Origin of the sequence: Limosilactobacillus mucosae (genome assembly GCF_013423865.1) — a bacterium.
Classification (GTDB): Bacteria; Bacillota; Bacilli; order Lactobacillales; family Lactobacillaceae; genus Limosilactobacillus; species Limosilactobacillus mucosae.
In genome coordinates, this window is record NZ_CP058954.1 from 1,996,817 (window position 1) to 2,009,518 (window position 12,702).

Below are 12,702 nucleotides of genomic sequence, written 5' to 3' on the forward strand. Positions count from 1 at the left end.
TAGGTTACAGTCGTTCAACGAACCGCTGCCAGCCAGCTTGACCCTGAGCATCGCGCTTAAAGACGCCGGCATCCGCCAAAACATCGCCGAAGACCTGAGCAACTTCTTGTTCTAAAATCTCTTCAACGTTGTCGGCATTAATGTCATCATGCCGTGCCTGAACTTCTTTAGCCCATGGCAGATGACTGTCGGCAATCTTGTTTGGTTCATTGAGCCAGTACTTCTTAACTTCTTCCAATTCACTCTTTAAACGAGCTGGCAGAATGGCCCGGCCCATCACTTCAATCAGACCGATGTTTTCCTTTTTAATGTGCCAGAGCTTTTCATGAGGATGGAAGATGCCCAATGGGTACTCCTTACTAGTATTATTGTCTCGCAAAACCAAGTCAAGAACAAATTCATCGCCATTACGGTGCATAATTGGCGTAACGGTGTGGTGTCTGATATTGCCGTCGAAAGCTTTCAATGAAAGTTCTGGGTCGTCATAATGGTCCCAGACGTTGATGATATGCGTCCCTAGTTGAATCAAAGCTTGATCGTTCTTGCTGATCAAACGCAGATCGCTCATTGGCCAGTCAACAATGCCGGCCTTGACGTCTGGATAGTCTTTAAAGTCCAGTTCTTGTTTGATTGGCGCCTTCATCATTGGGAAGGTGTGCCGACCGCCTTGATAGTGCTCATGAGCCAGCATGGAGCCGCCAACGATTGGCAGATCGGCATTGCTGCCCACAAAGTAGTGTGGCAGCTGCTTTTCGATCTCAATCAAGTTGATCAGTGTCTGTTGATTGATCTCCATTGGTTCGTGCTTGGCATCCAAGAAAATGCAGTGTTCATGGAAGTAGGCATATGGCGAGTATTGGAAGCCCCACTGCTTGCCGCCGATCGTCATGCGAACGATGCGGTGGTTGCTGCGGGCAGCATGCCCCAAGCGTCCCAGATATCCTTCATTTTCCATACAAAGCGCGCACTGCGGATACTTCTTTTGAGTATCATGGGCAGCAGCAGCAATCGCCTTAGGATCTTTTTCGGGCTTGGAAAGGTTGATCGTAATCTCCAGCTCGTTGCCATCATTGACTTTTTTAGTAAACTCAATATTTTTCTTGATTGCGGATACCTTTACATAGTCATTGCTGGTACACAGATCATAAAACCAGTCCGTAGCTTGTTGGGGGGATTGTTCATGCTTTTGCCAGAACGTCCCATTAACCTTGGCCGGTGTTGGCGTCAGCAGATCATACAGCTGATCGTTTAAGATTTCACGCGCTGTCTGGCCATCTTCAATCTTGCCGCGCTGAACTGCCAGTTCCACCAACTGACTGGCCAGTGGCGTATCCGGTTGGGCCTCAGCATCTTCATCACCCACCAGCGCCCGAATCTTGTTCATCACATAGATCTTGTCCATTGGCTGAAAAGCACCGCTGGCAATCGCCTTTTCTGCAAATCCTTCAATGAGTTCCATGTCGCAAACCTCTTTCTCAAAAACTGACCTTAAGACTAGATCTTGTGGGGACCATCAACGATTTCGGCATCATAGAAGCTGGCGTCGTAGCCAATCGTTTCCCGGTAGACCTTGCCGACGTTTTCCTTAAATGCATCGGCTTGGTCCTTCTTAACGATTGCGATGGCACTGCCGGCAAAACCGCCGCCGACCATCCGCGCACCCAGGCAGCCTGGTTGTTCCCATGCCGTTTCTGCCAGCGTGTCCAGCTCCTTGCCAGTTACCTCGTAGTCAAAATGCAGCGAAACGTGAGAAGCATTGATCAGACGGCCCAGCTTTTCAAGGTCGCCTGCCTTCATAGCTTCAATCGCCCGCAGCGTCCGTTGATTTTCGGCAACTGCATGACGAGCCCGACGAATCAAAACATCGTCATTGATCAAATAGGAGTATTCGTCAAACGTGTTTTCGTCCAGTTCGCCCAGTTTCTTGATGTTCAGCTTTTGGTTCAGGCGCTTAACGGCTTCTTCACATTGTTCAACGCGTTCGTTATACTTGGAGCCAGCCAGCGAGTGCTTCTTGTTGGTACTCATGATCACGATTTCGTAGTCGCCCAGCTTCAATGGCAGGTATTGATATTCCAAAGTACTGCAGTCCAAGAAGATGGCGTTGTCTTTCTTACCCATCCCAACGGCAAATTGGTCCATAATTCCGGAGTTCAGGCCGACAAAATCGTTTTCCGTCTTTTGACCAAGCTTAACCAGCGAGATTTCGTCAATATCCAGATTGAATTCATCCTTCAGCAGATTACCCATCAAAAGTTCAATGGAAGCTGATGAAGAAAGCCCCGCGCCGTATGGCAGATTGCCGTGTACCAGCAGATTGAAGCCATGGTCGATCTGGTAGCCAGCCTGCTTTAAGTAGACCAGCATCCCCTTAAAGTAGTTGGTCCAGGTCTTGTCGGCATCCGTTTCTGGCTTTTCGTCGTTGATACTGAATTCAACGACCGTGCTGCCTTCCATGTTGGCTGAGTAGAGCTGAACCTTGTCATCATCACGCGGACCGTAGACGCCAAACGTACCCAGACTGATGGCACATGGGAAAACATGACCGCCATTGTAATCGGTGTGTTCGCCAATTACATTGATTCGACCAGGTGAGAAGAAGACATCCTTAGCTTCACCCTTAAAAACATCTTGATATTCTTTCAGTAATTCTTGCTTATCCATCTCTAGCTACCTCCATAAACGGTTAGTAAACTTTTACTAAATATTAGCTTACGCTCACCTTACCGATTTGTCAATAAGCGCTTTCATTATTATTTTTAAGGGGTTTGTAGTTTTTTTAACAATCCTTATTTAGCAACTGTTTGCGCCATTTTTTATGCTAAAATAAATTTTACTTAACAAAAGAATCTGAGAAAGGATGGCCGTCTATGAAAAAAATTCTCCCAGCTCAGTTAAAAAAACAGACTCTGCTGCTCGGTCGCTGGACCATTAAACAGCTGCATGGGAAAAGCGTCTTATACACGACCAATCTTGGCAGTCTGATCAAATTCCATCTGCAAGCCAGTCCAGTTTTGAAAATTGAGGCCTTAGATAACGGCAATCCGCAAATGCCGCCACAATACTGGGCCGTGCGAGTCAATCATGGAAATTGGCAGCGCTGTTCAACCCGCAATGCTCCTTTTGAGCTGTCGCTGCCTGATAATGCTGAAGTTGAGATCATCGCGGCTGGCAATACCGACCTTGATGATGTCTGGCTTAGCAATCAGGGACTGGCTGTGGCCGCGATTTCGATTGCTGATCAAGCCGTCATGACCCCGCCTAAGCCGCAAAAACGCGTGACTGTCATTGGCGATTCAATTACGGCTGGCTGTTGGGTAAATGGCAAACGGCCCAGCACCGACTATCGCCCAGAAAGCTGCTATATCGGCCTTGTTAGTGACGCCTTGGGAATCGATGTCGATCGGATCGCCTATTCAGCAGGCGGCGTTTTAAGAGCCGCGGTAGGCAACGTCCCCCCGGCCGCCCAGTTCTTGAGCCATCTGGACGCCCAAACGCCATGGCACCCCAGCGTCATGCCTAAACTGGTTTTGATCAATCTGGGCGTCAATGATCGGCGTTTTGCCAGCCAGCAGTTTCAAAAAGCCTACTCAGCGTTTGTCAAACAGGTAAAAGCCGCCTATCCAAACGTTCCACTGGCCTTAATGGTGCCTTTTGCTCAGACCTATGCCGATATCATTGAAGAAACCGCTTTGGAATGTCATACTGAATTCGTTCCTACCAAAAACTGGTGTCAGTCATTTACTGATGGTCTGCACCCCGATCAGCAAGGTTCTTTACAGATTGCCCAGCATTTAACGCCGGTTTTGGCAGAGCTGCTGAACCAAAACCGGCAATAGCATCTGGGCACTTCAGCACGCTTCTGCCAAGCCAAACAAAGGAGAGATTTTCATGCCAATTCCTACTCGTCGGCTGCCAATCAATGGCGGTTACAACTATCGCGATCTTGGCGGCTATCCAACACTTGACGGCCATACCATCAAGTGGCGCCGACTGCTGCGGTCTGGCAGTCTGCACCGCCTGACCAGTCAGGATCTGCAATACTTTTCTGATATGAAGCTGGCTAAAGACATTGATCTGCGCTCACCGCGAGAAACCAAAAAAGAGCCTGACCAAGTCCCAGGTGCCACTGAATACATCGCCAATCCAATCTTTTCAACCGACGAAACCAGAGCCTCGCAGCCAATCTCATCTTTTAGCGATGAATTGAATGCTGATCCGAACCGTGGCCGCCAGCATATGCGCACCGTCTATCATGAAATGGTCGCTGAGCCTGGTCCACAACAGGCCTACCGCGACTTTTTCCAACAGCTGCTAAGCGCGCCGGCTGATCGCCCCGTTCTGTTTCACTGTACTGCTGGCAAGGATCGAACCGGTATTGGCGCCTATCTGCTGTTAAACGCCCTAGAAGTGCAGCCTGATGTCATCATCAAAGACTACCTGCTGACCAATGAGCTCGTTAAAGACGTTCAGCAAGACATCAAGCAGAAACTGACTGCTGGTCATTTTTCGTCAAACTACATCCAAAATTCGCTTGATATGGCCAGCGTTAAGCGGGAATACCTGCAGACGGCCCAGGATGCCATTCAAAAAATCAGTGGCTCCGTTGACCAGTATCTTAAAGAAGTCATGCAGCTTTCTGATTCTGATCTGCAGGCATTGCGTCATAAGTACCGCGACTAATGGTATAATAAACCAAAAGCAAGCGTTTTCTGGAAACTAATGCTGATGGAGGTGTCAATATGGAGACAAGAATCTTCTTTAATCCCGGCGACTCGATTGCCAATATTCATGACTACAATGAAGCCGTACGCAAGGGACAGATTTTTAAAAAAGAGCGTAAAATCGACGACCTGGTCATTGCCAAAGGTCCTGATGATGAAGAATATGCCATCTTTTATGCCAAGGACGCCTTGCCGGCCGATCACGCCAAAGCCCAGCCTTATGACGTCAAAGAGCATCTCTAGTCAAATAAAAACGCCGAGTCAGCAAGCTGATTCGACGTTTTTTATTGAATAGTCACGATTAATAATGAGTGCCCCGTTGCTTGGCAAGGTCCCTCGTCATTATTTAAGGTCATGTCAAGATATGGTCGACTCCAACAGCTTAGCGGCCGCCGACAATCTGCGCTGCCTGTTGTTCTAAGCGCAGCACCAATTCATCGGCATCAGCCTTAAAATCTTCAATAAAGCTGGCATGAATCGGTGAGGCTGAGCCAACTTTTTCACCCATGATATCGGTTACCACTAGATCTTCGCCTACCCAGGCAACGTCGTCATAATGACCTTCCAAGGCTTCGTCCATAAATTCCTGCAAGGTATCACGCACGGCATCCTTAATGACGTCATCCATTTCCAAATGCTGGCCATGAACTTGATACTGTGCGATCTTCATTGCAACTTCTTCCATATTTTCTGGAATTTGAATACTCATAAAAATCCCCTCGGTTTCTAGTGTTTGCGACGACTTTTCTGCCGACGATTCCGAAATGAAATGCCAACTGGCGGGTGCTTTTTGCCCTTAACGGTTTTAGCCGCTGGCGTTTGGGAAGCCGTTCTTTTTTCAGCAACGCGCTTAGCCATCTCGTTGTTTTGTTCACGAGCATCATAGTCACGCCATGGATGCATGATCGTCCCAACAAAACTGGTCAAAAGCGTCCGATGGGTTGCCATCCATTTTTGCGCAGTTTCACGATCATTAATATCAACGCCTTCTGCCTGAGCCAGTGACAATACCAGCTGCGTCAAACGATCCTTGCGATCAAGCGAGGCCAGTGCTTCTTGAGCTGGCTGCATGTGCAACAGCGTCCGCTTAGCGATGGCATATTGATCATCGTTAAGATCGCCTTGCTGATGCAGATAGTCAAAAAAGGCATCAAATAAAGCCACGATCTTGATGATTTGATACGGCTTGATGTGCGGGTCCAATGGCATCGTCATCCCCAGCACCTGCTGCAGCGCCTCAAAAGTCCAGCCATCAGGCCACTGGTGCGCTTCTTGGTTCATCAGAGTCAAAAACTCATCGATCAGGTACTGCTCATCAGTTTCATCAAGGCCCTCGATATTTTTAAGCAGGGCAGCTTTAGGGGCCACAGCGACCATTGTTTTTTGCCAGGCCAGGTAGTTTTCTGGCGTCCATTCTCGCGGTGCCTTTCCAGCAGCTGGTTGGTCGGCAGCCGCTTTCCAGTTTGCCTGCATGGTCTTGCGGTGCTCATCCATTACCTGAGCCAGCTCTTTAACATGCTCAACTTTTAAAAACTTTTGATAGGCCTTTAAAACTGGAATGGTCGAAATCACCTGACGATATGGCGCCTGCCCATCCTGATAGAGCTCGTGATCCAAAACGGCTGCCAATGCCGCACCAGTCCAGTGACAATCATCAAGCTGATGACGATCGGCCATCAATTGATTGACCTGCTGCAAGATTTTTTGTGCATGTTCCTGCTGATTTTTTGACAACCGATCAAACGCCGCGTCGACTAAGAATGCTTGTACGTGGGCTTGATTCTGTTGATACTCCATTAAAACTTTCACTCCTGTTGCTTCAACTTGAATTTCAATAACTATCATAACATAATTACTTAGTACACACGTTCGCTTACGATCTATAAAATTGGAGGAATTTAAATGCCATCCAAAAAAATCAAAGTCCCTGACTTCTATTATCAAGAAATGACGGCAGCCGGCTACCGGCAAATTGAAGACCAGATTGAGGCCCTCAAGAAACAACGGCCTGAAAAGATTGCACGGCTCAAGGCTGCTCGAGCTTTGGGCGATCTTTCCGAAAATACTGAATACAGTACTGCCAAACGGGATCTAAGACATTTGGAAAGCCGACTGCGCTATCTGAACAAACAGCTGACCTATGCCAAAATCATCACACCGCAGGATACTGGTAAAGTTGGCATGGGGTCCACGGTTGAGCTGCAGTATGACGATGACGATGAAACTGAGACCTATACGCTGGTTGGTCGTCAAGAAGCCGATATTCTGCAAGGCAAGCTGGCATTTGACTCGCCACTGGGCAAAGCAATTACCGGGCTCAGTGCGGGAGATTCTGCCTTGGTTGCCGCGCCGCAGGGAGAATATCAGGTTAAAGTCGTTTCCGTCAGGGTAAATCAAGATGAAGTCGATTAAGCCAAACCAGCCAGATTGACCAAATCCAAAAATTCTTCAATCGGCATAAAGGTTTAAACGATAGCTTGAATTGCGTTGGTCGCTTGATCAATTTGAATTCTTGCTGCTTGCGAATTGATTTTGATACCGTTATACTAAATGACGTTGCAGGTTGGCAGCACAAGATATTGTGGGTTTTCCACAGATATCGCCACTTATCCACAAGATATTGTGGATAAGTGGCAAACTGAGTCTGAATTGTCCGCTCAGATTCAGTCTGCCTAACTTACACCATCTGATTTCTACTCTGTTTCAAAAGACCCCTGGCTTGTCCAACCAGGGGTCTTTTTAAAGTGCTTTTTGATAGGCAGCCTCGGTTTTGGGATCAAAAGCCACCATAATGACTTCTTGAACCCAGCGACTGGCTGTCAAAAATTCACGAATCGTTTTAATCGCAATGACTGCCGCCTGCTCAACGGGAAAGCCATAGACACCCGTGCTGATTGACGGAAAGGCGACCGTCTGGCAATGATAGTGCTCCGCCAGCTGCAGACTATTGCGGTATGAGTTTTTCAATAGATCAGCCTCACCATGCTCACCACCACGCCAAATCGGCCCAGGCGTATGGATAATGTATTTAGCCGGCAGCTGAAAACCTGGCGTGATCCGAGCCTCCCCCGTTGGACAGCCATAAAATTTTTCACAGGCTGCATAGAGAGCTGGACCAGCCGCCCGATGAATAGCGCCATCAACACCGCCACCACCCATCAGTGTCGTATTAGCAGCATTAACGATGGCGTCAACCTGATATTTGGTAATATCACCGCGCTCTACTTTAATCGTTTTAGCCATTTTATCCGCCTTTCAAAGCTGCTACCAGATATTGACCCGCTTTTCTGGAGCCAGGTACATGCCATCGCCTGCTTGAACGTTAAAGGCTTGGTAGAACTCAGCTTGGTTTTGCGCTTGAACGTTGGCACGCAGCTTGTTTGGCGAATGAACGTCAATTGAAAGCAGCAGCTGCATGTATTGGTCGGTTGCCTTCATTCGCCAGATTCGGGCCCAGTTGATGAAGAACTGCCGAGCATCAAAGCTATCTTCTTCTTTGGCAGCGGCCAGGGCACAGCTCAAGCCACCCGCATCAGCAATATTTTCCGAAACAGTCAGCTTGCCGTTTACCTTTTGCCCAGCAAACGGCAGGCCATCAAACTCAGCAATCATTTTTTGCGCCAGCTGTTTAAAGTGCGCCAAATCGGCTTCCGTCCACCAATTATTCAGATTGCCATATTCATCAAACAAAGCCCCGTTATTGTCAAAGGCATGCGAGATCTCATGTGCAATTACCGCGCCGATCCCGCCATAGTTTTCGCTGCTGGTCTGCTTTAAGCTGTAGAATGGCGCCTGCAGAATCGCCGCTGGAAAAACGATAATATTCTTAAACGGGTGGTAGTATGCGTTAACCGTAGCGGCGCTCATTTCCCAACGCAGGCGGTCAACCGGCTGATTCCAACGACTGAACATTTCCTTAGCGGCCGTTTTGCCCAATTTAATCATGTTTTCCAAAAGCGTGGCCTGCTCGTCAACCTTTAATTGATCATAAAGCGCTGGAATCTGATCAGGATAGCCGACCTGAATTCCCAGCCGATCAAGCTTAAGAATTGCCTTGGCACGCGTTTTTTCGCCAAGCCAGTCGTTTTGGGCCAGTCGCTGCTGATAGATTTTCACCATCTGTTCAACCATATGATGAACGTCAGCCTTGGCTTGAGGTCCAAAATAAGTTTTGCCGTAATAGTCGCCAACTACCTGATCAAACGTGCCCCGCGCCAGGCGATAGGCAAATTTACGCTGGTCGGCAGGCTGCTTGGCTCCTGAAAGTGCTCGGCTAAAGCGACCGCTGATCTCACGCAGCTCATCAGTCAAAAGGCCAGCCATTGAACTGATTTCATTAACCAAAAGCCAGCTCTTGAACCATTCAAAATGACCAGCCAGGATTTCATCAAGCGCGGCCAGATATCGCGGCTCCATTACGATAACCTGTTCTGGCTTGGCGCCAATCAATTCCTCAACTACCGCGGCCAGGTTCAATTGACTGGTATGATCGGCAAATTCTGCCAGCGTTTGTGGATTGTACATCTTGCTGTAGTCAGCTGATTCTTCCGCGCTCTTGACATGGGGAACCAGCAGTGCATCAAACCGCTTGGCCTCTTCAATCAGCTTTTGAGCCGCTGCCGTTTCATAGCCCAGCTTAGCCAGCAGCGTGGTCATCATCGCCGTCCAAAGCTGCATTAATTGTGGGCCTTGGGGATTTTTAGGATCATAGTAGTTCTTTTCTGGCAAAATCAAACTGGGAGCGCCGGCAAACAAAGCATAAACCTGTGCATTTTTCATATCAGCATCAATATCAAAAGTCACGGGAGAAGCCACGCCATTAAGCATCAACTCGGCCCAGTGAGCTTGATAGTCAGCATAACTCTGCAGATTCTCAATTGGCAGCAGGGCCTTTTTTAATGGGGCCGTGCCTTCTTGATCACGGCGCTTAAAATCCTTGGCTAAGCCATACAGTTTGATCATCTCGTTAAAGCGAGCATCCGAACTGTTTTTTTGGTTGTTCAAAAACGCATCAAAATCATCCATCAGCGTCTTGTCAATATCATCAACCAAACTGTTAAATCCGCCAGTTGCTGACCGATCTGCAGGAATCTTGGCTGTTTTTAGCCATTCGCCATTGACGGCTTCATAAAGGTCATCTTTAGCCTTTGCCAAATCAATCGTCATCATATCACTCCATCCATCGTTTTTATGAAAACAATCATAACAATTTTTAAGTTCCACGTGAAACAAAATCACCAGGCAGAATTCTGGCTACTCAAATGGGGCCAGCAGCGCATTGCGGGCCGTTGGCGAGAACCACTCAGCATGCAGCGCCAATAGATCTTTTACCTGTCCGTAGTCATCTAATTGCCACCTTCCCTTAACCATGCCGGCTTGCTGCAGTGCCCGTGCCATTTCAATGTCAGGTGCCTGCAGCATTTCTCGAAACAGGCCACCTTCATTGGGATCCCAGTCATCATGAAGCATTGCTGCTGCATGCTGGAAAGTTTGATCATGTCGCATCGCTGCCATTAGATAGCTTGGCGAAAGCAATGGATACTCGTTCATCTTTAAATTCCTCCAATCTTAACGGAACGCATCACCGGACTCTTTACCGATAATTCGCTTTCCGTACTCAGCAGCCACAAGACGTTGCGATAGCCATGCACTGCAAGCTCGCTTTCGCCCCAGCCATCCGTTAGAATCACAACCGTTGCCTGCTGTCGACTGACGTGCTGTTTTTGCAGCCAGTCAAAAACAGCCTGAAAACAAGTCCCGCCACCGCCAGTTCGCTGGTATGACACGTTTTTTCCGGGCTGCAGACGGGTTGCCTGCTCACTGTGCACCTTGGCATCAAAAGGAATGATCTCAACCTGAGAATTCAGCTGAACAGTCAAATACTGCAGTTCGGTTAATACACCCGCAATTTCTTGATCGCTCATTGAACCAGAATTATCAACAAATGCATAGATATCAGCATTTAAGCGATCAATCTGTCCTGGCAGCTCCATTCTTAGTGGCTGACGACGATTAAACCTGGCGCGGGTATCCTGTTTGCCGCTTGGGATCCTACCCAGCAGCCGCACCAAAAGCTGACGCCAGTTTAACGGCTCAGGATTGCTTAGACGCTCAAGCTCTTCTTGAATCTCACCCGGTAACCGGCCACGATTCTTCTGACTGAGACTTTTCCATGCTTTAGACAGCAGCGCCTTTAATCGCGCCTTTTGCAGGTCTGGATTGTCAACCGACTGATCTGTCTGCCAGCCTTGGTGACTCGCGGCAGCTTTTTGCGCTTTGCCAGCCTTTTTTTCACTGCGCTGCGGTTTGCTTTGATCATTGTCATCCAGCTTTCCCCAGACTTTTTCAATCCGTCCCTGCTCAGCCGGCGTCAGATGCGTCAAGATCCGCAGATAGTACCTGGAATCACGATGCGCTGCTAAAGGCCGCTGCAGCAGTTTTTCCAGGTCAGCCAGCGTCATGGTTCCCTGGGGCGGCGTTTTTAAATATTGATTGACGGCAATATCCGTTGCTAAGGCCACTCTACGCGGATGCGTACTGCTGACGTATCGTAATGGGTGCTGCCAGATTGCATGCAGAACCTCATGCTGCAGTCTGACGCCTAATTGATCGGCTGTCAGCTCATTCAACTGGCGGTCATTATATTCCAAGACCAGCTGATTATGCTGCCATGCCAAGCCAATTGGTGCATCCAGATCCTGATTTCTGGTCCGCGGCATCTCAAGCAGCACCTCACCGCTTAGCCGCTGCGTTGTCAACAGACTGACGACGGCCTTAGTCAGCCGCTGTCTTGCTGTTTCATTCAAATCAGTCATCTAATCACCAGCTTCAACCGTAATCTGTTCCAAGAGCCGATACAGCTGTTCTTGGTCGCCGCCAGGATTTTCATTGGCAGCCTGATAGAGTGCCTTAATCTGTTCAGCAGCAGCTGCTTGTTCCCCCAGATCCTGAACTACGGCAAACCGGCCATCTGGACTCAGTGCGTACAGACAGTTCTTAAACTGAGCCGGATACTGCGTGATTGGATACTTGGTCAATTCCTTAACCCACTGTCTTACTGCTGTTAATCGATCCACTTCGGCAACAAACTGCAGCTGCGTTGAATGATCGATCAAATCAGCAACCGATAGCTGCTGACCATGCTGCGCAACAAATTTGGCAAAAGCAGCCCCGACTTCCGATCCCAGATCACCACTGAACAGATCAGCCGCTAGCGTTGTCTGCGTTTCCTCATCTAATTGTTCCAGCTGCCGTAGATTGCCAGAAACCCGGGCCCAGGCGCGCGGTGTTGGATAAAGGTCCTTTTCATGATCGACTGGCGCCAAAAGATTAGGGTGCAGCCGAATATACTTGGCAACCAATTCATGAATCCGCGGCTGACCATCTGATTGAAGCTGCCGGGCCCACAAAAGCCAGTCATCAACCGCGGCTTTCATGACCAAGCGCACGGTTCGGTCGCGAATGGCAGCATCCCCAGCTGTTACGCCATAGTCGCTGTCAGCAAAATTTTCCATCGTACTGTCCGGATTTTCGGCAATAACGATATGGACCTGATCCGGCAATTTCAGCGAGTTGACCTGTCGCTGCAGAACCAGGTTCATCAATTCGCTTTGCACGGCCTGCGTACCACGATTAAACTCATCCAAAAACCAGATAATCGGCTGGTCAGGGTGCGCTTCAGCCTGCTTGACGATTGCCACCAGCGTCTCTGAATAGCCAAACTGAACATTAGCCAGCGTGCCATAATGCTGAGTGGTCACAAATGAGCGCTCCGTCAACGGTGGCACCGGAATTGCCAGGTCCCCTTTTTCTGATAGACTGACAACCGTCGTATAAAGCTTCGCCCCCATTGACGCGGCAATTTCCTGAACCAGCGCCGACTTGCCGATGCCGGCTTCACCAACGATACTGGGCACGTTGCCAGCCTTGATCACCAATGGTACTGCAATCTTCATTTGCTGATAGCTAAGCGACATTC

At 48.7% G+C, this 12,702-nt stretch carries 13 protein-coding genes; 4 read left to right on the forward strand and 9 right to left on the reverse strand.

Going from position 1 to position 12,702, the window contains the following annotated elements; translation table 11 throughout:
* Positions 1 to 4: 4 nt before the first annotated feature.
* Together H0G69_RS09890 and H0G69_RS09895 are read right to left on the reverse strand one after the other, a co-directional pair.
* Positions 5 to 1,459, reverse strand: coding sequence for a UDP-glucose--hexose-1-phosphate uridylyltransferase (locus H0G69_RS09890; protein WP_180304832.1), 1,455 nt, complete (start codon positions 1,457 to 1,459; stop codon positions 5 to 7).
* Between the two features lie 35 nt (positions 1,460 to 1,494).
* On the reverse strand, positions 1,495 to 2,664 hold the full coding sequence (locus H0G69_RS09895) for a galactokinase (RefSeq protein ID WP_006500824.1): 1,170 nt from the start codon (positions 2,662 to 2,664) through the stop codon (positions 1,495 to 1,497).
* Positions 2,665 to 2,870: 206 nt separating this feature from the next.
* Here H0G69_RS09895 and H0G69_RS09900 point away from each other — a divergent pair, with 206 nt between their 5' ends.
* Genes H0G69_RS09900 through H0G69_RS09910 form a run of 3 tightly spaced genes read left to right on the forward strand, consistent with a single transcriptional unit; the run spans position 2,871 to position 4,967 of the window.
* Positions 2,871 to 3,839, forward strand: a complete 969-nt coding sequence (locus tag H0G69_RS09900; protein WP_180304833.1) for an SGNH/GDSL hydrolase family protein — start codon at positions 2,871 to 2,873, stop codon at positions 3,837 to 3,839.
* A gap of 52 nt (positions 3,840 to 3,891) precedes the next feature.
* A complete protein-coding gene (locus H0G69_RS09905) occupies positions 3,892 to 4,683 on the forward strand; it encodes a tyrosine-protein phosphatase (protein WP_143112537.1) in 792 nt (263 codons plus the stop codon).
* A gap of 59 nt (positions 4,684 to 4,742) precedes the next feature.
* Entirely contained in the window at positions 4,743 to 4,967 is a 225-nt protein-coding gene (locus tag H0G69_RS09910; RefSeq protein WP_006500827.1) for a hypothetical protein, read from the forward strand.
* Positions 4,968 to 5,106: 139 nt separating this feature from the next.
* Here H0G69_RS09910 and H0G69_RS09915 read toward each other — a convergent pair whose 3' ends face one another.
* Complete coding sequence (locus H0G69_RS09915) at positions 5,107 to 5,433, reverse strand: hypothetical protein (RefSeq protein ID WP_006500828.1); 327 nt, start codon at positions 5,431 to 5,433, stop codon at positions 5,107 to 5,109.
* A 17-nt stretch (positions 5,434 to 5,450) separates the two neighbouring features.
* Positions 5,451 to 6,521: a hypothetical protein gene (locus H0G69_RS09920; RefSeq protein ID WP_180304834.1), complete on the reverse strand. Its 1,071-nt coding sequence runs from the start codon at positions 6,519 to 6,521 to the stop codon at positions 5,451 to 5,453.
* Between the two features lie 105 nt (positions 6,522 to 6,626).
* On the opposite strand from H0G69_RS09920, the gene greA reads away from it, so the two are divergent.
* Positions 6,627 to 7,136 (forward strand): transcription elongation factor GreA, encoded by a 510-nt coding sequence (greA, locus tag H0G69_RS09925; RefSeq protein WP_180304835.1) that lies wholly within the window; start codon positions 6,627 to 6,629, stop codon positions 7,134 to 7,136.
* Positions 7,137 to 7,463: 327 nt separating this feature from the next.
* On the opposite strand, the gene H0G69_RS09930 is transcribed toward greA, so the two are convergent.
* The 5 genes from H0G69_RS09930 to H0G69_RS09950 form a co-directional block, all read right to left on the reverse strand.
* A complete protein-coding gene (locus H0G69_RS09930) occupies positions 7,464 to 7,967 on the reverse strand; it encodes an O-acetyl-ADP-ribose deacetylase (RefSeq protein ID WP_180304836.1) in 504 nt (167 codons plus the stop codon).
* A 21-nt stretch (positions 7,968 to 7,988) separates the two neighbouring features.
* Positions 7,989 to 9,890 (reverse strand): M13 family metallopeptidase, encoded by a 1,902-nt coding sequence (locus H0G69_RS09935; protein WP_420890836.1) that lies wholly within the window; start codon positions 9,888 to 9,890, stop codon positions 7,989 to 7,991.
* Between the two features lie 87 nt (positions 9,891 to 9,977).
* Positions 9,978 to 10,274 carry a hypothetical protein gene (locus H0G69_RS09940; protein ID WP_006500833.1) on the reverse strand — a complete coding sequence of 99 codons (297 nt, stop codon included), beginning with the start codon at positions 10,272 to 10,274 and terminating at the stop codon, positions 9,978 to 9,980.
* 2 nt (positions 10,275 to 10,276) lie between these two features.
* The gene (locus tag H0G69_RS09945; protein ID WP_180304838.1) at positions 10,277 to 11,539 is read right to left on the reverse strand and encodes a vWA domain-containing protein; all 1,263 of its coding nucleotides are present in this window, start codon (positions 11,537 to 11,539) and stop codon (positions 10,277 to 10,279) included.
* The gene (locus H0G69_RS09950; RefSeq protein ID WP_180304839.1) at positions 11,540 to 12,700 is read right to left on the reverse strand and encodes an ATP-binding protein; all 1,161 of its coding nucleotides are present in this window, start codon (positions 12,698 to 12,700) and stop codon (positions 11,540 to 11,542) included.
* Positions 12,701 to 12,702 lie beyond the last annotated feature (2 nt).